Genomic DNA, 20468 nt, shown 5'->3' with positions numbered 1-20468 from the left:
CAGTAAATAAGTGATCAGAAATAGCGTAGGGAAAATGCTTGAGAACAAGGCGCAATTTTTCGATAAGTAGTTATTCTGCAATCAAAAATTGCAACGCGGTTATCGAGTATTTTAACAAGCTAGAATGACCAGTTATTTACTACGATTGGTATAACCTATACTCAATCTCACTAAAGCAACCAACCCCATGTGAAGCTCCACAAACAAAAGGCTGAGGAGCAGATCTTTACCCTACAAACAATGTACTAGCTATTTTGATTTTGTTAGTTCGTATGGCCTTAATATGAATGTTCAATATAACTAGGAAAACACTTGAGGACTTACTAGAAAAAGTGGGTTCGCAAAATTACCAAACGGACTCAATTAGTGATGTTTGTATAAAAACACGTACAAGAAATATAAATGATAGATACAAAAAATCCCGCAGGGGATGCGGGATTTTTACTAGTGACTAAATTGGTTTAAAGGTGACTAGCCTTGAATACCAACGATTAACCATGGCGCATTAGGCGCAGTCAAGTCACGCTCGAGGTGCCAGATATCTTCGATTTCTTCTTCAACACCTTCTACTGTGTCACGGTAACGACCGCTAAACTGCAGACTAAGCTGTGCTTTATTTGCATCGTAATCAGCGCGGACGACCTCCGCATCAACGTACATTACGTCAGTATGCTGCTCACCGTCGAGCTTCGCGCGCTCTGCTTTTAGGTCTTCAAACAAGCTTGGAGAAACATATTCTTCAATAGTTTCTAGCTGGTTGTGATTCCACGCACCTTGCAGGATTCGATAGTGTTCACGAGAACCATTAATGAACGCTGCTTGGTCAAAACCCGGTGGGTAGTTATGTGGTACGTCTGTTTGAGCGCCAAAACCACCAAAGCCACCATTATTTGTGTTTGGTTGTTGCTCAAAGTTTTGCATGTTTGGTTGCTCAAACTTAGATGCGTTGCCACCAAATGCAGGCTGTTGACGATGCTGGTTCATACTGCCCTGCTTCGCACCTAGCATACCGCGCATTAGTTTAAAGATGACAAAGGCAATCAAACCAATAATTAGGATATCCATAAACTGGATACCTTCAAAAGCACCGCCAAAGAATGCAGCAAGTAGACCACCAGCAAGAAGTCCGCCTAGCAGACCACCCATAAGGCCTTTCTTACTTGAAGACTTTGTCGTCTGATCTTTACCGACCGTATTGGTGTTTTGTTGCTGTTGTTTCGGTGCTGGTGCGGTTTTGTAGCTCTTACCGAAAGACTTACTGCCACCAAACTTCTTCGCTTCCGCGATAGGCGTTACAGCAACAGTAAACATCAACAAAGCAACAATAGAAAATAAACGTTTCATCGTTATCCTTAAAGTTAGCTATCTAAGATAGTGCCCCATTTTCAAGACGAAACAATCGTTGTTTCAAACAGTAGCACGCCAAAGATGATTTTTAAGTCATCATACTCTGTATACCGATTGATGAAAATAGCTTATAGAAGCTGACATGTATCAGAATATTGCCAAAAATGCAGACTGCTCACACTGCTTACAATTCAGCTGAAGGCGCTTGATCAATGTAAAAAAAGTATGGAATAAGTTCACTAATACTCCAGATTGTTTTACTTGAATTAGAATCAGTGACACAGCTCAGAATCCTACACCTTGAGGGCACTTGGACACATTGCCTTGTTGACGGTTAATAGGTAGCTGACTATCATATTGAACGATGTTCAATAAAGTAGTTTGAGAATATGGCACGCAGAAACGATCACACCCGAGAAGAGTTAGTGAATTTGACGTTAACAACGGTCAAAAACTTTTTAGATGAGAATTCTTACCACGAACTCAGTCTTCGTAAAATCGCTAACATGATTGGTTACGTGCCAAGCACATTGGTAAATGTTTTTGGTAATTATAATTTGTTGTTGCTTCATGTTGTCGCTCAAACTTTAGATGAGTTATCTCAAGAAGCACGCAAAGCGACTAATGACAGCAAAGACTCCCATCAAGCGCTTTTTGAACTCGCTTATTGCTACCACGATTTTGCTCAAAAACACCCATACCGTTGGCAGTTAGTGTTCGAACACAACATGAATGGAGCAGAACTTCCGGAATGGCATGCCAAACGTATCGATGGTATGACGGGAATGCTAGAGTCACTATTGGCTCAAATCGCACCACATCGTACTGAATCCGAAGTGATTCAAGCGAGTCGAGTCCTTTGGTCTGGCGTACATGGCATTACTTTACTCAGTGTTGATGATAAGTTTTTCTCTAGTGAACCAATTGATGGCAAAGAATTGATCAGTAATCTTCTTTCCAACTACCTCACGAACTGGTAACAAAGGATTATCCATGTCATCCGACAGACAGCCGTCCTTACTTACGCAGAGAAAGTTCCTGCCCTATTTCATTACTCAGTTTTTTGGCGCTTTCAACGACAATATTTTTAAAAACGTTTTGCTGTTGTTTGTCGCATTCGCTGGCTCCAGTGCACTACCTATTTCGAGCAATTTGTTCATCAACCTTGCGGCAGGCTTGTTCATTCTACCGTTCTTTCTGTTCTCTGCTTCCGCTGGCGTATTAGCCGACAAATATGAAAAGTCATGGTTTATTCGTAAGGTTAAACTATTTGAAATAGCCATCATGCTCTTGGGTGCCATCGGATTCATAACCGAAAGTTATGGTGTGCTTTTATTGCTACTGTTTTTAATGGGCACACAGTCAGCATTTTTTGGCCCAGTTAAATATGCCCTTTTGCCTCAAAAGTTAAATGCTAAAGAGTTAGTGCCCGGCAACGCTCTTGTTGAAGCAGGTACCTTTATCGCCATCCTTATTGGCACCTTAGGCGCTGGGATTATAGCCTCTGCAGACAACGCAAAATACCTTGCCGCATTTTGTGTCGTGATCTTCGCATTGTTAGGCTACTTGTCGAGCCGCTCAATCCCCTTTGCTGCAGCCAGCGCGCCCAATCTCTCTTTTCGTTGGCAACCATACAAGCAAACCAAACACACGCTCTCTATCGCCAAATCCGATCGAGTTGTTTTTCAATGCATAATGGCAATAAGCTGGTTTTGGTTTTTAGGCGCCGCATACCTAACACAATTTCCGAATTTCACTAAGATTTACCTAAATGGCACCGAGAGTGCGGTGTCTTTCTTGCTCGCTCTATTTTCCATTGGTATCGCGCTAGGGTCGCTACTTTGCAATTGGATCTCAAACCATAGTATCGAAGTCGGTATTGTGCCAATTGGTGCCTTTGGCATTACGGTATTTGGGTACCTAATGGCCACTTCCATTCCCAATGATCTACCTACTTTCCATAACTTTGTAGACTTCTTTAGATATGAGCCTTTTTGGCCATTATTTTTCTACCTATTGATGATTGGCGCTTCGGGCGGTTTGTTTATCGTGCCTCTTTACGCATTAATGCAGCATCGAGCAAAGGAAACCGAACGTGCTCAAGTCATCGCAGGGCTCAACATTTTTAACTCTCTGTTTATGGTCGGCAGCGCTGTCTTAGGTATTGTGTGCCTAAGTGTAATCAAGATGACAATTCCTCAGCTGTTTGCATTGTTAGCCGTTTTAAATTTCTTAGTCGCCGCTTACATCTTTTTGCAAATTCCTATTTTTGTAGTTCGCTTTGTCATGTGGATGCTTACGCACACCATCTATCGAGTTAAGCATAAGAATCTACACAACCTACCCGAGCATGGTGGGGCATTGATTGTATGTAATCATGTAAGCTACATGGATGCATTGCTACTTAGTGCCGTATGCCCAAGGTTGATTCGTTTTGTGATGGAGGAAGATTACGCCAACCTACCTCCATTAAGGCGCTTTTTACGTCGAACTGGGGTAATTCCAATTTCAGCGAGTAACAGAAGCTCTATCAGACGTGCATTTAACGATGTGGAAGCTGCGCTAAGCGAAGGTCATATCGTCTGTATTTTCCCTGAAGGAAGATTAACTTCAGATGGTGAAATGAATGAATTCATGCGCGGTATTGATATCATTCTACGTCGTAGCCCAGTACCCGTCATACCTGTTGCACTTAAAGGCTTATGGGGAAGCTATTTCAGCCGCGCAAAAGGTCGCGCATGCTGTGGCTTACCGACTCGATTTTGGTCAAAGCTAGAAATTGAGGCAGGACAACCGGTGCCACCAAATGAAGCAACGGCAAAAACAATGTTCGATAAAGTGCATCAACTTAGAGGCGACTGGCGATAAATACACTTGAACACATGTTTAGGATAACTGAACATGTGTTCAAATCATTAAGACAAACTGACCACACCCAGTGCGATATACTCTCCCTTTCATTCACAACAGCGAATAAAAACCTTGAATAGAAACTACCTCCTGTTTGGATTGGCGTTACTTTTTTGTCTAACCCCTCTTGCCTCCTCTCCCATTGCTCTAGTTATCGGTTTTCTACTCGCAAGTTTTGGTTTTGTGCCTTCCGAGCTGCCCATCGCTTCTTTTACTAAAAAGCTGCTGTCTTACTCGATTATTGGCTTAGGCTTTGGCATCAACTTTGAGCAAGCACTTGCAGTCACATCGGATGGTATCGGCCTGATCATCGCCACTATTACAGGCACACTGATCATGGGCACTCTCATTGCCAGGGTAATTAAATTGGAGCGAGTAACCGCTTACTTAATCTCATCAGGTACTGCAATTTGTGGTGGTAGCGCAATTGCTGCTGTGGCACCGGCCATTAAAGCGAAAGACGAGCAGATTGGATTAGCACTGGCAACGGTATTTGTCCTGAACTCCATTGCACTCTTTGTGTTTCCTGTGATTGGACATGCTTTAGGGCTAGATCAACACACGTTTGGCACATGGGCTGCGATTTCCATTCATGACACATCTTCTGTTGTCGGGGCTGCCTCGGCCTATGGGGAAGAAGCACTAACGACGGCAACAACATTGAAACTCGCGCGCGCTTTATGGATCATTCCTGTTGCTTTGATCAGTGCCGTCATCTTTTCAAGAGGCCAAAAAGAGAATGGAAAGAAAAAACTAGCTATCCCTTATTTCATTTTTTGGTACTGTGCAGCTATCGCGTTTAGCGACTTATTTCCTCAATTTGAAATGGTCTATCACGGCATTTTCATTGGAGCAAAGCAAGCGTTGGTTGTATGTCTGTTCTTGATAGGTTGTAGCATTTCAATTTCAAAACTAAAGTCTGCTGGAGCTAAGCCACTGTTGTTTGGTGTGACTCTGTGGGTGTTAATTTCGACCACTTCTCTAAGTTGGTTACTGTTTTAGATATTGGTGGTCTGCTTATCGCGTTGAGGGGACGGCATTTCCCGTTTGCTATTTTTGTATATAACGACCAACGCAATAGCGATCAAAAATGCCGTTAGCTCTGCAAGAGAGCGGGCTAGCCCTTCACTACTTATCGCGATACCAATTTGTAGTGCTACTGCCGCAATTAAAACTAGCTTTGCCATCCTGAACCTTATGCATTTTCTCTCCACGAAGAAGCATAATTATGATTCAGAGTTATAAGGATACGAAATTCTCTTTATGACTAATACATAGCAAAATTGACTAATGCTGAAGTGATGACAACAGCCACTCTTTCACGGCCTTACGTGAAATTTTGATCCCACCTTCTAGTAGAGTTTCTGGCATTACATGGTATCCCACTGGCCATTTAAACTTCTCTAACTTTGATTGCAAGTGCTGGTCATACTCCGACTTGCTGCGCAATCCATTGGTCTGAATCACAGCTACTGGTCTATGACCAAACTCCGCGTCTTCGACTGGAACCACTATACTCTGCACTACACCATCAATTTGGTTCAAAGCGGCTTCAATCTCTTCACAATGGATATTCTCACCACCAGAGATAAACTGATTGTCGGCACGGCCGATTATCTTTAATTCATCACCTTGCCACTCGCCAAGATCCTTGCTGTCAAACCAGCCTTTCTCATCCAGAAATGGGGTAACATGTCCTTGATGGAAATACCCTGCCGCTAATGTCTTACCGCCAACAAAAATGCGTTGGTCAACTAATTTTATCTTACGGTGCTCCAATACATGCCCAGCATTACTGGTACTGTCAATTCTCTTTGCGGTAACGGTAGAGGCCGCCTCCGTCATCCCATAACCTAACCATGTCTCAATGCCTTGCCCTGTTGCTCGTAGTGCCAACTCGTGATCAACGTGGCTGCCGCCCAGTAGCACATGTGTCAATGACAAATGTGCATCATCATCCAATAACCGTTTGAGCTGAGTCGCAACCAAAGAAGCGTGTGATACGCCCTGAATATCATCAACAAGTTTCCCTGAACCGACTTTTAGTGTTGCTCCGACATATAGCCAACGATAGACAATCGCCAATCCAGAGACGTGATACAGCGGAAGCGATAATAGCCAAGCATCTTGCTGAGTGAAAATGAACTCCTGCAACAAGCCCTCTGCAGACGCAAGATGCTGTCGATGTGTATGAACCACAGCTTTAGGCTCCCCTGTAGAGCCAGAAGTAAATACTACTGAAGCGAGCCGGTCATGATGATAGCTATCTTCAGTCAACGAATCACTCTCTTGCTGTGATACTACAGGCGGTGAAAGCAATGTTGCCTTGAGTTTTTGTATATCATGTTCAGAAAAGGTCGAAGCGCACTCCTGAGAAAACCAGATAAACCGAGTTTGATCAGGCCTGTAAAGTGTAGCAAGCTTACCCTGCAACTTATCTAGTGGTTGTTCCATGGTCAGCGCAGCGAGCGCGCCTAACTGTTTGGAGGCAAGATAAAACAACAGTGTTTCTACTTGGTTCTTGCCAACCAAAGTCAGCACATCCCCCCGAGTTACACCCAAGTCATTCAAATAGTGAGTGTATTGGTCAATACGCTTCGAGAGTTGTTGCCAGTTTAATACTTCTGTTGATGTCTTGAGTGCAATAGAAAAAGGGCTCGTTTGAGCCCAATATTTCCATGGCGCCTTCGCAATATTGTCTACGCAGAATGCCACACAATCTCCTGGTCTTTTAGAGGAAGAACGGGAAGTTCACACTTAGGCCAGCCCTGCTCTAGCTGAGCTTTGAATAAGCCAATCGTATCCAAGCCTGGAACTTCATCAGGCAGCTGCCATTGGGCAAAGCGCGCTAATTGAGTTAAACCGAGACTGGATTCAATGCTCGAGCTAATCACTGCTTTCATCCCCAGTGACTTCGCTTTCTCTATCAGTGTAATACAAAAATCCACCGAACCAATGAGTGTGGGTTTGATGATGATCGTTTTCACACCAGTTAGATCTTCAAGACGGAAATCTTCACGACGAACCGCATCTTGCAATGTTTCATCCCAAGCGATAGCAATACCAGTATTAATCGCAAAAGAGAGACTATCGCCAGGAGAGCGGCACGGCTCTTCTAGAAACGTGATTCGTTGACGCAGAGACGGGGCAATGTACTTAGCGAACTGCTGCGCTTTTTCTGGTGTCCAAGCGCGATTGGCATCGAGTCGAAGCGTTAATTGAGGGATTGATTCAAGAAAAAGGTTCACAAGCATGCCATCGCGAATTGGCTCATAAAGTCCAACTTTCACCTTAGCGACTTTCTCACCTTCCATTTCGTTCAGCTTTGGAATGAGCTCATCTGGGTCGCCAGTGCATAGTGGCGCTGTTTGGTATTTACCTTGTTGTGGTAAGCCACCAGCTAATTCAAGCTGTGCCATCGATAAACCAAACGCAACCGACGGGTACATATTGGCATAATCCACATCCAACTCTGCAACCCAACGCTCCGCCTGTTCTTGTAGCTGAACACCCGCATCTTCGGCGCTCTCTAAGCTAAAACCAGGAAGAGGAGCGACTTCTCCAAGCCCTGTTTTACCATCTTCGGAAAGCGCAACAACATAACCAACACGTTCGGTTAGCTTGTTGTTACGTAGGATGACACCACTATCCATGGGCAAGCTATAACGATAAATTTTCGCTTCACGCATAATTCAAGTCCTATGTAATGCCGTATATTTGAGCGTTCTGACGAGCAATCCCACCAGCCTCCCAGAGGGCGAGGCGCTCAGGAAAAAAGGAACAGAGGAGCTAACACGCTCCTCATTTAGACGGATTATGGGTTGCGAGGGAATTTATCGAAGTCTGGGCGACGCTTCTCGTTAAAGGCATTACGACCTTCTTGGCCTTCATCAGTCATGTAGAACATCATCGTTGCGTTACCCGCTAGCTCTTGCAGACCCGCTTGACCATCACAATCTGCGTTTAATGCAGCTTTCAGGCAGCGCAATGCCATTGGGCTGTGCTGTAGTACTTCACGACACCAACGAACGGTTTCTTTCTCTAGATCCGCTAGTGGTACAACTGTGTTTACTAGGCCCATGTCTACCGCTTCTTGAGCATTGTAGAAACGACATAGGAACCAAATTTCGCGAGCTTTCTTTTGGCCTACGATGCGAGCCATGTAAGATGCACCCCAACCGCCATCAAATGAACCCACTTTAGGGCCTGTTTGACCAAATTGAGCGTTGTCAGCTGCAATCGTTAGGTCACACATCATGTGCAGAACGTGACCACCGCCAACAGCCCAACCCGCTACCGATGCGATAACTGGTTTTGGACAAGTACGAATATCGCGCTGGAAGTCCAATACGTTTAGGTGGTGTGTACCTTGGTCGTCTTTATAGCCGCCGTAGTCGCCACGGATCTTCTGGTCGCCGCCAGAACAGAATGCGTCTTCACCTAGACCTGTCAGAATGATCACGCCAACACCAGAGTCGTAACGCGCATCTGCCAACGCATCAATCATCTCTTTTACCGTTTGAGGACGAAACGCGTTACGCACTTGAGGACGCGCAATGGTGATTTTCGCGATACCATCTTCAGACTTATGGTAATGAATGTCCTCGTATTTCTCGCCGCAATCTTTCCATTGAACCGGAGCGTAAAGTTCTTCTTCAGAAATGCCTACTGTTTTAGCCATGGTGATTCCCATTGTTCTCGTTACTCTCACCAAAGTGAGACTGAATTATTTGCTTGGTATGTATCGCAAACTGTTTGGGCTGCTCTTGATGGACGTTATGACCAGCGCCTTCAACTTGTCGATACGCCAACCCGCTACGTTGTGCCAGTTGGCTAAATTTTTGGTCTTTCTCACCACACAAGTAATACACTGGTATGTTCTGCTTTTGCAGTGAGGGCAACAAATATGCCTGTTTGGCTAACGATGTCGACATCAACATATTCGCCACCGCTGAGCCAAGATTATCACTTCGCTTCGCAATGAATGTTTGTCTTTGCTCATGGTTTAGTGAAGAAAACACCGCTTGTTGGTACCAATCGTTCAAAACACGTTCAAGTGGTTCAGTTTTGAAACGCATTGCCCAGCGAGCATCATTCTCTAATCTCACCTGTTTCTCTGACTCAGTTTGAAGCCCGAAGTTTCCCCCTTCAATAATCGCGCCTGCAATATTGAGCTCTGGAAAGCATTGATGGGCAATACCATGCATCGCAATGCGGCCGCCCATAGAGTATCCAATCAAAATAAGTGGTTGTTGTGAGGGAAATAATAAAGATAGTGTGGAACCAAGAAGTTTGCAGCAATCATTTAAATCGCAGCAAAAAATAGATTGGCTGCGTCCGTGACCAGGAAGGTCAACCGTAACACGTTCATATTCGGGTAATGCATTTAAACACGCGAGCCAATCGGCACCACTACCGAGTAAGCCATGCAAAAACACCAAAGTGGGCAACGTTCTACTTTGGTGTTTTTCTAATACAGGGAAACGTTCAAAGTAAAGCATTCAGACTCTTATTAAATGCCTTGAGTGTCTCAGCAGCTTGATTAGGTGGGGTTTGAACCTCGACCAGCAACGTGCCTTGGCGGTGACATAAATGCTCTTTTACAGATGATTGGAATTGCTCCAGTGTAGAAACATGCAAATACGCCAAACCAAACTGCTTTGCCGCGTGTTCAAACTGATAACCATGAGGCATTTGATAATATGTCGTCCTGCGCTCTGGTGGTACTGGCAACATATCAAAAATCGCACCGCCGTCATTATTAGTAACAACAAGTACCGCCGGCAGTTTATTGTGAGAAAATAGCGCCAGAGAATTGAGATCATAAAGTGCTGCTGTGTCACCGATATACATTAGTAACGGATTACCTCTTGCCCGTTGCACGCCTGATGCTGCAGCAAACAAACCGTCAATCCCTGACGCGCCTCGATTAGTGAAAACCTCTACACCATCCAATTTTCCGTACATATCAACAAGCCGAACAAACAAGCTATTACCCAAGAAAACATCTACGTTCTTTGTGCGCTCGTTGATGTCTGCTGCCAACGCAATTTCGTCAATGGCAGACGCTGAATCAGATAGGAAGGCTTCTTCGATACGTTGATGAACTCGCTTAACGTCATTCACTAACCTATCAGCCCACCCAGCAAATATTGACTTCTCAAAACTAATGCGAGAAACCCACGTTTTAGGAGGCTCAACCCAGTGCATTTGCGCCAGATGATTTTGGTTATTCCGGTCCATACGCGGCGAGATATACCAGTATTGAACGTCTTTATCTTGTTGACTCTGCGAAACTTGTTTATCAATCCATTGGTTCAAACGTTTGGAGATGATTCGGCTACCAAATTGGATAATAAGTTCACAAGATTCAAGCTCGTTTGCAAACTCGGGAAGTTGAAGCCATACATCGTAATGCGCCCAATCCGAACTCAAACCACTTTGCGGGTCTGCAAGTACCGGCCATCCCATTTTTTGTGCAAACGCCTGCGCCGAACGCGCTTGTTCAAGCGGTAAGCTGCCAATCACAACCAAGCCTTTTTTGTCCGAAAAAGGCGGGATGTTCGCCTGTGACAAATGGCTAAAACGCTGAGTATAAGTGCCGCTTCCTTTTCGCCATCCGGCGACCGAATCTAAGTAGGTTTGATAATCCGCTTTTGCGCCGTTGGAATACAAAGGCTCTGGAAATGCACAATTAATATGAACAGCACTACCCTGCAATTGCTGAGTAAACATAACTTCGTCAACAGAGGTCAGCAACCAGTTAAGCGACGTTGCTAAATTTGGGCTTGGTAAATTCAAACTGGCCGAAACATGATGTGAAAAAATACCCAATTGATTTATCGCTTGGTTTGCACCACAGCCGACAAGTTCTACTGGACGATCTGCTGTCAGCAGCACCAGTTTTTCACCAGTAAGTTTGGCTTCGGCAACCGACGGTAATAGGTTCGCCACTGCCGTACCAGAGGTAACGATAATTGCCACTGGCTCCTGAGTAGCTTTCGCTAAACCAAGAGCCATAAAGCCCAGTCCACGCTCATCAAAATGAGTATGAATGGAAAAGTCGGACTGTTCTGCCGCTTCTAAAGTTAAAGGAGTAGAACGAGATCCGGGAGCGATACAAACATGCTTAACGCCAAATCGCTGAAGCTCAATCAATATGGTTTCTGACCAAACTCGATTGAGCACCGCTTGGTCATGACTCATGATGCGACTCCCAATGGCGGATGATCAGAAATCAGCGTAAGTAACGTCGACATTTTCTTATCAAGTTCTGCCCACTCATGTTCTGCCACAGAACCAGGCACAATCCCTGCGCCCGCAAACAGTTGTACTTGATCACCGAGCACAAGCGCGCTTCTGATTGCGACACAAAACTCTGCTCGTTCATGGCTTATATAACCCATTGACCCCGCGTACCAGCCGCGTGCAAAGGGCTCATTATCAAGAATAAACTGCATGGACTCTTGTCGGGGTAAGCCAGCAACCGCCGCTGTTGGCTGAAGCGCCGATAACAACTGAACACCATTTATCCCCGCTCTTAGACTAGCGTGAATATTTCGCTTAAGGTGCTGCACTTTTCGTAGTCTGACCAAACTCGGTTCAGCTTCCACTTCAACCATTTCAGAATGCGGTAATAGACGATCAATGATGTCGTCCACCACATACTGGTTTTCGTTGAGGTTCTTTTGGTCTTGGGATAACCAATTCGCCAACTCCATATCTTGAGTGGCATTGTTTCCCCGACCAATCGTACCTGCTAACGCTTCGGTATGTAGCTCATGCCCTACGCGAGAATACAAACGTTCTGGCGTAGACCCCATAAAACTGTGCTTACTGTCTAAGCTCAGCATGAAATGGAAGCTATGATGGTTATTTAAGTAACTTGCTTTAAGTAGCTGTGCAGCACTTAATGTGTTATCAAGCTGCACGGTAGAGCGACGCGCTAAAACCACTTTCTTAAAATCATCATTCTCTATACCAGTCAGAACCTTATGAACTAACTCATTCCATTGAGGCTGACTTGGCGTGTGAACAATAGAGCGGATGTGAGACGAAATTGGAGCTAAGGCCGCGACCTCACAAACCAGTTTATTCAACCCAGCTAGAGTTCGCGCTTTGTCTTCTGAAATATTAACTGCGAGAGACCACTGTTGGTCAAAACGAATTAACTCAATTTGAGGCAAAAAGAAAAAAGAAGGCATACAGCGACGATTCTTCTCATGCTGTCCATCAAAAGAGCGCCCGCCCCAGACTCTTTGCCCTTCACCTAGAATGGTATAAGCAGGACCTGGCTCAACAAAAGCGTGCAATTGCCCTAGTGCAACGACCTCTTCACGTGTATCGCGGGACTGCCAATAAAACTTAGGGAAAAGTGGTTGTGCATCAAGCCAATCAATAAATGAGAAATTAGGTTTCTCGCTAAGGGGCTCGACCAGACGTGTTTGATTGCCTTCCGATTGCTGAACTCGCTCGATAATTCTCTTTACGGCTTGATGGAACTGTGACAAATCAACCTCGTTGTATGTGAGGATAAATGGTAACTGACGGCTACTCTAAGTTTAGACCCAAAGCAAATCAAGGTCGTATGCGATCTTTTGCGAAATCCTGTGATAGCAAGCGAGCAAAACTTAACCAGCAGACAGATTATTTACAGATATATATTCTAATAAAAAACAAATTATTGTACTTTAATAAAGAAATTAACGAATTTTTAGGAATTAAACAATGCAAAATATCGGGATGTCGTCAAAACTCGACAATGTCTGCTACGACATTAGGGGCCCTGTACTCAAACATGCTAAGCGCATGGAGGAAGAAGGGCATAAAATCCTAAAGCTAAACATTGGTAACCCTGCCCCATTTGGTTTTGACGCCCCTGATGAGATTTTAGTCGACGTGATTCGTAATCTGCCGACTTCTCAAGGCTATTGTGATTCCAAAGGCATTTACTCTGCTCGTAAAGCTGTGGTCCAACACTATCAGCGTAAAGGTATACGCTCGCTAGATGTCGAAGATGTGTATGTAGGTAACGGCGTGTCTGAGTTGATCGTAATGGCCATGCAAGCGCTATTAAACAATGGCGACGAAATGCTGATCCCAGCACCAGACTATCCGTTATGGACAGCTTCAGTTGCACTATCTGGTGGTAAGCCGGTTCATTATCTATGTGATGAAGAAGCTGACTGGTACCCAGACCTTGAAGACATCAAAAAGAAAATCACACCAAAGACACGTGGCATTGTTCTGATCAACCCGAACAACCCGACAGGTGCGGTATACAGCCGTGACTTCCTACTTGAAGTGATTGAGATAGCACGCAAGCACAAACTGATCATTTTCGCAGATGAGATCTACGACAAAGTGTTGTACGACGGTGCAACACATACCTCAGTCGCCACACTCACTGAAGACGTGCTAGTCATGACATTCAATGGCCTTTCAAAAGCCTACCGTGTTTGTGGTTTCCGTGGTGGCTGGATGTTCCTAACGGGGCCTAAACATCTGGCTCAAGGGTACGTGAATGGCTTGGAGCTGCTTTCATCGATGCGTTTATGTGCAAACGTACCAATGCAACATGCCATTCAAACCGCGTTAGGTGGATACCAGAGTATCAATGAACTGATTTTACCAGGCGGACGCTTATTAGAGCAGCGCAACCGAGCGTATGAATTGATCAATCAGATTCCTGGTGTTTCTTGTGTCAAACCTAAGGGTGCGATGTACCTCTTCCCGAAAATCGACACTAAAATGTACAACATCAAGAACGATCAGCAGATGGTTTTAGATTTCTTAAAACAAGAGAAGGTCTTACTGGTGCAAGGTTCCGGTTTTAACTGGCCAAAACCAGACCACTTCCGCATCGTGACACTACCGCACGTTGAAGATCTAGAAATCGCCATTGGACGTTTTGAAAGATTCCTATCAACCTACAGCCAGTAATGAATCACTGGTAGTAATTAGTGCTGATCTCTCATATGCTTAGAGGAACTCCTAGTGAGTTCCTTTTTTACACCAGAAACGGAGAAAGCCATGAAAGAAAGCCATTTTTTCGCCCACCTGGCTCGAATGAAGCTGATCCAACGCTGGCCTTTAATGCGGTCCGTCTCACCAGAAAACGTTTCAGAGCATAGCTTACAAGTTGCTTTTGTCGCTCATGCCCTTGCCCTCATTAAAAACAAAAAGTTCGGCGGCAACCTTAATCCAGAACGCATCGCTATTCTTGCCATGTACCATGACTCCAGCGAAGTATTAACGGGTGATCTTCCAACTCCAGTGAAGTATTACAATCCTGAAATTGCCAAAGAATATAAGAAGATAGAATCGGCAGCGGAACAAAAATTACTCTCCATGTTACCGGAAGAGTTCCAAGATGATTTTGCCCCCTATCTTCTTTCTCACTCTGCACACGAAGAGGACGCAAAAATCGTTAAGCAAGCCGATTCCATCTGTGCCTATTTAAAATGTCTTGAAGAACTAAGCGCCGGTAACCATGAGTTCGCTCTGGCAAAAAAACGCTTAGACGTCACTTTGCAAGAACGCAAAACGCCTGAAATGGATTACTTTCTCAATACCTTTGCCCCAAGTTTCGAATTATCGTTAGATGAAATCAGTTAGCTTACGGAGATAATCGTGTCGTTTGAATTACACCCGCAATGGCAAGAGCGCCATGATGATGAGCATAAAATCCGTCGAGACGACCATCGGAGCCCGTACCAACGAGACCGAGCACGCATTCTTCACTCGGCTGCATTTCGACGCCTACAAGCAAAAACCCAAGTACACGGCAATAGCTTGGAAGACTTTCACCGCAGTCGGTTAACACACTCCTTAGAAGCGTCGCAACTCGGGACCGGTATCGTCGCCCAGTTAAAGAAAAAACAACCAGAGTTCCGTGAACTATTACCATCAGACAGCTTAATTGATTCATTATGTTTGGCTCACGACATCGGGCATCCTCCATACGGTCATGGGGGAGAAGTCGCTCTAAACTACGTAATGCGCGAACATGGCGGCTTCGAGGGGAACGCCCAAACCTTTCGTATCGTCACTAAGTTAGAGCCTTATACCGAGCATTTCGGAATGAATTTATCACGCCGCACGCTGTTTGGTTTGATTAAGTACCCTGCCCTCATTAGTCAAACACGCTCCGTCAAGTTGCCTCAACCAGCCGAGCATCAACGTAAACTAAAAGCAAAAGATTGGAGCCCAGCTAAAGGCATTTATGATTGTGATAAAGACTTATTTGATTGGGTAATTGCACCGCTTTCTGACAACGACAAGGCATTGCTTAGTCTGATGCGTTCAACGCCAGAATCGGAGTTTGAGCACAGTAAAACGCGTTTTAAATCAATCGACTGCTCAATCATGGAGCTAGCAGATGATATCGCCTACGGTGTTCATGATTTAGAAGATGCAATCGTACTTGGTATGGTGACACGTCAGCAATGGCAAGAAGGCGCAGCAAGTCAATTAGCGGACTGTGGCGACCCGTGGTTTGAAGCTCATATCGATTCCATCGGACAGATGCTATTTAGCGGTAAGCACCATGAGCGGAAAGATGCTATCGGTGGTATGGTTAACGCGCTACTGACCAGCATTTCAATCAAAACGGTGGATGAGCCGTTTAATAACCCGTTACTGTCTTGGAATGCGTGTTTAGAACCACAGATGGCACGTGCACTTGACGTACTCAAGCACTTTGTCAGCACCTTCGTTATCCAAGTCCCGCAGGTCCAGATCGTTGAGTATAAGGGTCAGCAAATTATTATGGATATTTTTGAAGCGTTAACAGCAGACCCAGAGCGATTACTACCCGTTCATACAAGAGATCTGTGGTGTCAGGCGAAGAGCGAGAGCAATAAAATGAGGGTCATCGCCGATTATATTTCTGCAATGACCGATGGTCACGCGCAAAAGCTACACCGCCAACTTTTCTCTTCCATCGTTCTTTAGTAACACTCAACCTTTCAAGTAATTCTTTTCAAAAACGCCCGGAGGCATCTGGGCGATTTGGAATTCGATCATCTTTTCAAACGCACGCATCAGCGGTGTAAAGTCTCGCTCGGGTTCAAGCAAGCGAAGCGAATGATAACCAGCCTCGACTGTCGATAAGCTATTCTCAGAGGGCGCCTTACGAATGGTGTAGTGCCCTTGTAGTTGCTTAGGCAACTGCACGGTTGGGAGTGGATGTAAGTTGCTTGAGAGTTGCCACATTTTGTACGCTTTTTTCCACGTACCATCGAGCAAAATCAAACGTATTTTCTTAGATACACTATGACTCGCTTGAGTGATTTCAGAAATGCATCGTGACTCTTCTGATGGGTAAAGAACAAAATGTTGATATGACTCATCCGCTAATAAGTGATTTAAGGCATCATCACAAGAAAAGTCCTCTCCTATCAAACAAATACAGTTATCTAAACTCAAATTGAGAATCCGTGCCGTACCAAGCGGACGATGTTCTTCACTCGTGTGCTGAAGAATGATAAGTTCTACCTCGCTTGCCAGCGGTACAATCCATTGGCAAATACACGCTTTTTGCGATTTTCCACAACGAGAACAATAACGAGACATAGAGTGAACCTTTATACCTTGCTGAGTATTATCAGCGTGATCTGTTTGATACTTCAATTTGAACCAATGGCAAGCCTAACCGAGTGGCACAGCTACAATATACGCCATGGTGAATGGTGGCGAATCGTAACAGGAAATCTCACACATACCAACTTTGCGCACTTAGGAATGAACCTCGCCGGATTGTGGATCATTACTTTTATTTTTCGCCCAAGCACTCGTAACTTCCTTATCGTTTTTTCAATCTTATGTGCATGTGTTGGTGCGCTGAATTTGTTTACCAACATGTCGGTATACGTGGGTTTATCCGGCGTATTACACGGATTGTTTGGATTTTGGGCGCTCAGAGAAGTCTTTGAAAGCAGAAGAAGCAGTGTGTTGTTAGTTGGAGGACTAATCGCCAAAGTAGCATGGGAGCAGGTCTATGGCCCATCCAGCAGTACTGCTGAGCTTATCGGTGCAAACGTTGCTATTGATGCTCATATGTTTGGCGCACTCGGTGGGTTAGTAATGGCTTTAATGGAAAAAGGCCTTCGCCGTCGTTTATTCGGATAAAAAATCCCGAACCACGAAAGAGGGGCTGGTTCGGGAAAGCAGTAATAGGGAAACAGATATTGTTCTGAATTCAGACTCAATATCTGCAATACATCAAGCTACAGTAAAATGCGGTCTTCGTTTTTCTTAACTGTCGCTTCACCTATGCCTTTTACGCTCTTCAAATCTGCTGCCGTTTTAAAAGGGCCATGTTCCTCGCGGTAGTCCACTATACTCTGCGCTTTCTTCTCACCTATACCTTTCAACATGGTCGCAATTTCTTCAGCAGTGGCCGTGTTGATATTTACAGTAATTTCAATTCCTTCATATTTGTCAGTGGCTGAATCCGCAGCCATGCTAAAAGGTGCAAAAACAAATAAGCACAATGTCAAAATCCATTTCATATTGAACATACAATCTCCAAAATAGTAGGCTAAAAACAGTCGTCGAGAGCGAGTCACTATCAAGTTTGCAATGGATAGCAATATGGTTATGCATTTAACAAACTGATATGACCCGGAATTCACAACGGCCGCTATCACTTAAACGCGCACTAATTTAAGTAATGCCTATTGATGATTGAAGTTCATAAAGACAAAAATAAAACGGACCGCTTGTGCGGTCCGTTTTATTCAACATACAAATTACACTAATTGTGCTTAGTTGCTCACAACAAAGTACTCAATGTCAGTATTTGCACGCAGTACGGCTAGTACAGATGATAAATCTTGCTGAGAAGATGCACGCTGCATTTGCATCGCAACTTGATCTTCTAACTCGCTATCTAGCTCTGCGTTTACAGCATCAAGCTCGATGATAATGATGTTACCTTCAAGATCTTTAGACTGACCATATACTGGTTTACCATCGACTGGTTTTGCCATCGCGAATACCGTTGTTGCTAACGGAGAACGACGATCTACTGTCTCTTGTTCACCAAAGGCAAGATTGTTTTCAGCAAGCACGTTCGTCTTACCTTCTTTCAATGCCGCAACGACTTGTGTTCCAAGCTCCATCGCTTCTTGCTCACCTTTAACACGAGATAGCTCTGCAACAACCTGATCTTTCACTTCTTCTAGTGGAAGAACTGTCTCGTCACGCGCATCTTCAACACGAACAACGATAATATGCTCAGGCGCAACTTCGATAGCTTCAGAGTTTAGGCCATCTTCTTTAACTTCAGGGCTTAGGATAGCTTGCATTACAGCAGGGCTACGAAGCACTTCAGGTGCATCAACCTGAGAAATAAAGTCCGTTGTCTTCACTTCTTGGTTAACCGCTTGAGAAGCATCATACAATGAGTCTGGGTATTCAAACGCTACGCGCTCAAGCTCATTTTGCAACTCGTAGAATTGATCGATAGCTTGTTGGTCAACCATCTCTTGTTTGATTTCAGCAGCGACTTCTTCAAATGGCTTCGCCACAGAATCTTTTAGCTCTTCAAGCTTGATAATGTGATAGCCAAAGTCCGACTTTACTAGACCCGACGTATCGCCAGGATTCTTCAGTGCGAATGCCGCTTCTTCAAAAGCAGGGTCCATCACATCACGCTCGATCCAACCTAAGTCACCACCGTTTTCAGCGCTGCCAAAATCGTCAGATTTCTCTTGAGCAAGCGTCGCAAAATCTGCACCCGCGTTTAGCTCATCTAGGATAGCTTGCGCTTTTGCTTCATCGTCCCCTTCTACAAGAATGTGAGCGACACGTCGTTGCTCTTCTGAAGAGTATTTGTTTAAGTGCTCGTCGTAGTACTTTTTCACCTCAGCATCAGAAACATTAACTTGTTCCTTTAGCGCTTCAGCTGACAGTTCGATGTAAGAGACTTTAACCTGCTCTGGGCGTGTAAAGTTGTCTGGGTTTGCTTTGTAGTACTCTTGAATTTCTTCGTCGGTCAATTCAATATTTTTCGCAAACTCCGCTAAGTCGATCTGAATCGTGCGAATATCACGAGTTTGAGTGAACAGCTTGCCTTCTGCTTGTACTTCACCCGGCAGAATAAATTCACTGTTTTGTAGCGCATTCAGCAGTTGCTCACGAACCAATTCACGACGCATGTACTCAGCAAAAGAGTCTGGCGAAAAGCCTGCACGACGCAAAGAAGCTTGATAGATCTCTTGATCAAACTGACCATTAGATTGGAACTGAGGCATGTCTAGAATCATGCTACGCACTTGAGTGTCGCTGATTCGCAGACCCAAAGCTTCAGCTTGTTGGTCAAGCAACACGTCATTGATCATTCGATCTAAAACGGATTTGCGGAAAGATTCAACATATGCAGGGTCAGCCAGCATTTGAGAGAAGTAGTCACCCAACTGAGCTTGCATACGGTTACGCTCATTTTGGTATGCCATCTCGAACTCACCACGAGGAATCTCAGTGTTACCGACTTTCGCTGCAGAGTTGTTGCTACCACCAACGATGTAGCTACCTACACCTGCAAATACGAAAGACAGGATGATAAGTCCAAGGATAATTTTGACCGCGATGCTATTCACGCCTTCGCGTAGTCGATCCATCATAATTTAACTGCTCTCCACAATTGAAGCCTACTGCTTCTATCTAATAGAAATAATGGCGCAATAATATCAGAAAAAGAAATGCGCATCAGTATGATGCGCATAATTTAAGAAAGTTCGGCTCGAAGTTTGTAAATTTTTGTTCGAAACTTATTGTTTGAGCAAAAGTTAAGCAAATGGCCGGTTACAGAAATAACGCCGTGATTAGTTACAAGCGTCTTTCAGTGCTTTACCTGCTTTGAAAGCTGGTACTTTTGCTTCTGCGATTTGGATTTCTTCACCAGTTTTTGGGTTACGACCAGTACGTGCAGCACGAGTGCGAACGCTGAATGTACCAAAGCCAACTAGAGCGACTTGATCACCAGATTGAAGAGTTCCGCTTACTGCTTCGATGAATGCATCTAGAGCACGACCCGCTGACGCTTTAGAAATATCTGCATTTTCTGCGATTTGTTCTACTAACTGAGTTTTATTCACTGTAATTTCCCCTTTGTGTCATCTGTGATTATTTTTGTGATGACTTTCGTTCCATTGTTAAGAAAATATGCTCCACCCCTTATTCATCAAGGGCTGGCAGCTATCGAA

The 20468-nt window shown here is 44.5% G+C and carries 19 protein-coding genes; 7 read left to right on the top strand and 12 right to left on the bottom strand.

The annotated features are described in order from the left end of the window. Positions 1–471: 471 nt before the first annotated feature. Complete coding sequence (locus R7E78_RS09225; RefSeq protein ID WP_262662557.1) at positions 472–1344, bottom strand: Tim44 domain-containing protein; 873 nt, start codon at positions 1342–1344, stop codon at positions 472–474. 392 nt (positions 1345–1736) lie between these two features. On the opposite strand from R7E78_RS09225, the gene R7E78_RS09220 reads away from it, so the two are divergent. From R7E78_RS09220 to R7E78_RS09210, 3 genes are all read left to right on the top strand, one after another. Continuing rightward, the gene (locus R7E78_RS09220; protein WP_005382308.1) at positions 1737–2327 is read left to right on the top strand and encodes a TetR/AcrR family transcriptional regulator; all 591 of its coding nucleotides are present in this window, start codon (positions 1737–1739) and stop codon (positions 2325–2327) included. Between the two features lie 13 nt (positions 2328–2340). Beyond that, positions 2341–4215 carry an MFS transporter gene (locus R7E78_RS09215; RefSeq protein WP_318057867.1) on the top strand — a complete coding sequence of 625 codons (1875 nt, stop codon included), beginning with the start codon at positions 2341–2343 and terminating at the stop codon, positions 4213–4215. Between the two features lie 114 nt (positions 4216–4329). Continuing rightward, positions 4330–5259: a YeiH family protein gene (locus tag R7E78_RS09210; protein WP_114139466.1), complete on the top strand. Its 930-nt coding sequence runs from the start codon at positions 4330–4332 to the stop codon at positions 5257–5259. Here the strand turns inward: R7E78_RS09210 and R7E78_RS09205 are convergent. From R7E78_RS09205 to R7E78_RS09175, 7 genes are all read right to left on the bottom strand, one after another. Then, on the bottom strand, positions 5256–5444 hold the full coding sequence (locus tag R7E78_RS09205) for a hypothetical protein (RefSeq protein ID WP_005382314.1): 189 nt from the start codon (positions 5442–5444) through the stop codon (positions 5256–5258). The genes R7E78_RS09210 and R7E78_RS09205 overlap by 4 nt on opposite strands. A gap of 100 nt (positions 5445–5544) precedes the next feature. After that, complete coding sequence (gene menE / locus R7E78_RS09200) at positions 5545–6972, bottom strand: o-succinylbenzoate--CoA ligase (protein ID WP_262662559.1); 1428 nt, start codon at positions 6970–6972, stop codon at positions 5545–5547. Beyond that, complete coding sequence (gene menC / locus R7E78_RS09195) at positions 6957–7946, bottom strand: o-succinylbenzoate synthase (protein WP_258644954.1); 990 nt, start codon at positions 7944–7946, stop codon at positions 6957–6959. The genes menE and menC overlap by 16 nt, the downstream gene beginning before the upstream one ends. A gap of 125 nt (positions 7947–8071) precedes the next feature. After that, on the bottom strand, positions 8072–8938 hold the full coding sequence (menB, locus tag R7E78_RS09190; RefSeq protein ID WP_005382318.1) for a 1,4-dihydroxy-2-naphthoyl-CoA synthase: 867 nt from the start codon (positions 8936–8938) through the stop codon (positions 8072–8074). After that, a complete protein-coding gene (menH, locus tag R7E78_RS09185; RefSeq protein WP_256913581.1) occupies positions 8931–9758 on the bottom strand; it encodes a 2-succinyl-6-hydroxy-2,4-cyclohexadiene-1-carboxylate synthase in 828 nt (275 codons plus the stop codon). The genes menB and menH overlap by 8 nt, the downstream gene beginning before the upstream one ends. Further along, on the bottom strand, positions 9745–11463 hold the full coding sequence (gene menD, locus R7E78_RS09180) for a 2-succinyl-5-enolpyruvyl-6-hydroxy-3-cyclohexene-1-carboxylic-acid synthase (protein WP_065274279.1): 1719 nt from the start codon (positions 11461–11463) through the stop codon (positions 9745–9747). Before menD ends, menH begins: the two co-directional genes overlap by 14 nt. Then, a complete protein-coding gene (locus tag R7E78_RS09175; protein ID WP_318057866.1) occupies positions 11460–12767 on the bottom strand; it encodes an isochorismate synthase in 1308 nt (435 codons plus the stop codon). Before R7E78_RS09175 ends, menD begins: the two co-directional genes overlap by 4 nt. A gap of 217 nt (positions 12768–12984) precedes the next feature. Between R7E78_RS09175 and R7E78_RS09170 the strand changes: the two genes are divergently transcribed. From R7E78_RS09170 to R7E78_RS09160, 3 genes are all read left to right on the top strand, one after another. Beyond that, positions 12985–14199 (top strand): pyridoxal phosphate-dependent aminotransferase, encoded by a 1215-nt coding sequence (locus tag R7E78_RS09170; RefSeq protein WP_053303263.1) that lies wholly within the window; start codon positions 12985–12987, stop codon positions 14197–14199. A 90-nt stretch (positions 14200–14289) separates the two neighbouring features. Next, positions 14290–14874, top strand: coding sequence for a 5'-deoxynucleotidase (gene yfbR, locus R7E78_RS09165; RefSeq protein ID WP_062730721.1), 585 nt, complete (start codon positions 14290–14292; stop codon positions 14872–14874). A 15-nt stretch (positions 14875–14889) separates the two neighbouring features. After that, complete coding sequence (locus tag R7E78_RS09160; protein WP_085569942.1) at positions 14890–16212, top strand: anti-phage deoxyguanosine triphosphatase; 1323 nt, start codon at positions 14890–14892, stop codon at positions 16210–16212. A gap of 6 nt (positions 16213–16218) precedes the next feature. Here R7E78_RS09160 and R7E78_RS09155 read toward each other — a convergent pair whose 3' ends face one another. Beyond that, complete coding sequence (locus R7E78_RS09155) at positions 16219–16833, bottom strand: tRNA-uridine aminocarboxypropyltransferase (RefSeq protein ID WP_025766956.1); 615 nt, start codon at positions 16831–16833, stop codon at positions 16219–16221. 3 nt (positions 16834–16836) lie between these two features. On the opposite strand from R7E78_RS09155, the gene rrtA reads away from it, so the two are divergent. Further along, on the top strand, positions 16837–17388 hold the full coding sequence (rrtA, locus tag R7E78_RS09150) for a rhombosortase (RefSeq protein ID WP_165401728.1): 552 nt from the start codon (positions 16837–16839) through the stop codon (positions 17386–17388). Between the two features lie 98 nt (positions 17389–17486). On the opposite strand, the gene R7E78_RS09145 is transcribed toward rrtA, so the two are convergent. The 3 genes from R7E78_RS09145 to R7E78_RS09135 form a co-directional block, all read right to left on the bottom strand. Next, positions 17487–17771 (bottom strand): ComEA family DNA-binding protein, encoded by a 285-nt coding sequence (locus R7E78_RS09145; RefSeq protein WP_031777211.1) that lies wholly within the window; start codon positions 17769–17771, stop codon positions 17487–17489. A gap of 255 nt (positions 17772–18026) precedes the next feature. Then, positions 18027–19886, bottom strand: coding sequence for a peptidylprolyl isomerase (gene ppiD, locus R7E78_RS09140; protein ID WP_005382334.1), 1860 nt, complete (start codon positions 19884–19886; stop codon positions 18027–18029). A gap of 201 nt (positions 19887–20087) precedes the next feature. Further along, entirely contained in the window at positions 20088–20360 is a 273-nt protein-coding gene (locus R7E78_RS09135) for an HU family DNA-binding protein (protein ID WP_005382341.1), read from the bottom strand. Positions 20361–20468: the final 108 nt, after the last annotated feature.

Source organism: Vibrio sp. YT-19(2023), assembly GCF_033337395.1.
The sequence above is the reverse complement of the archived record's forward strand: the minus strand, read 5'-3'. Positions and strand labels throughout refer to the sequence as shown.

What these genes read in the sequence shown, in the direction of transcription:
- R7E78_RS09225 (WP_262662557.1), bottom strand. Translation starts at nt 1,344, where the DNA reads ATGAAACGTTTATTTTCTATTGTTGCTTTGTTGATGTTTACTGTTGCT.
- R7E78_RS09220 (WP_005382308.1), top strand. Translation starts at nt 1,737, where the DNA reads ATGGCACGCAGAAACGATCACACCCGAGAAGAGTTAGTGAATTTGACG.
- R7E78_RS09215 (WP_318057867.1), top strand. Translation starts at nt 2,341, where the DNA reads ATGTCATCCGACAGACAGCCGTCCTTACTTACGCAGAGAAAGTTCCTG.
- R7E78_RS09205 (WP_005382314.1), bottom strand. Translation starts at nt 5,444, where the DNA reads ATGGCAAAGCTAGTTTTAATTGCGGCAGTAGCACTACAAATTGGTATC.
- menC (WP_258644954.1), bottom strand. Translation starts at nt 7,946, where the DNA reads ATGCGTGAAGCGAAAATTTATCGTTATAGCTTGCCCATGGATAGTGGT.
- menB (WP_005382318.1), bottom strand. Translation starts at nt 8,938, where the DNA reads ATGGCTAAAACAGTAGGCATTTCTGAAGAAGAACTTTACGCTCCGGTT.
- menH (WP_256913581.1), bottom strand. Translation starts at nt 9,758, where the DNA reads ATGCTTTACTTTGAACGTTTCCCTGTATTAGAAAAACACCAAAGTAGA.
- menD (WP_065274279.1), bottom strand. Translation starts at nt 11,463, where the DNA reads ATGAGTCATGACCAAGCGGTGCTCAATCGAGTTTGGTCAGAAACCATA.
- R7E78_RS09170 (WP_053303263.1), top strand. Translation starts at nt 12,985, where the DNA reads ATGCAAAATATCGGGATGTCGTCAAAACTCGACAATGTCTGCTACGAC.
- yfbR (WP_062730721.1), top strand. Translation starts at nt 14,290, where the DNA reads ATGAAAGAAAGCCATTTTTTCGCCCACCTGGCTCGAATGAAGCTGATC.
- R7E78_RS09155 (WP_025766956.1), bottom strand. Translation starts at nt 16,833, where the DNA reads ATGTCTCGTTATTGTTCTCGTTGTGGAAAATCGCAAAAAGCGTGTATT.
- R7E78_RS09145 (WP_031777211.1), bottom strand. Translation starts at nt 17,771, where the DNA reads ATGAAATGGATTTTGACATTGTGCTTATTTGTTTTTGCACCTTTTAGC.
- ppiD (WP_005382334.1), bottom strand. Translation starts at nt 19,886, where the DNA reads ATGATGGATCGACTACGCGAAGGCGTGAATAGCATCGCGGTCAAAATT.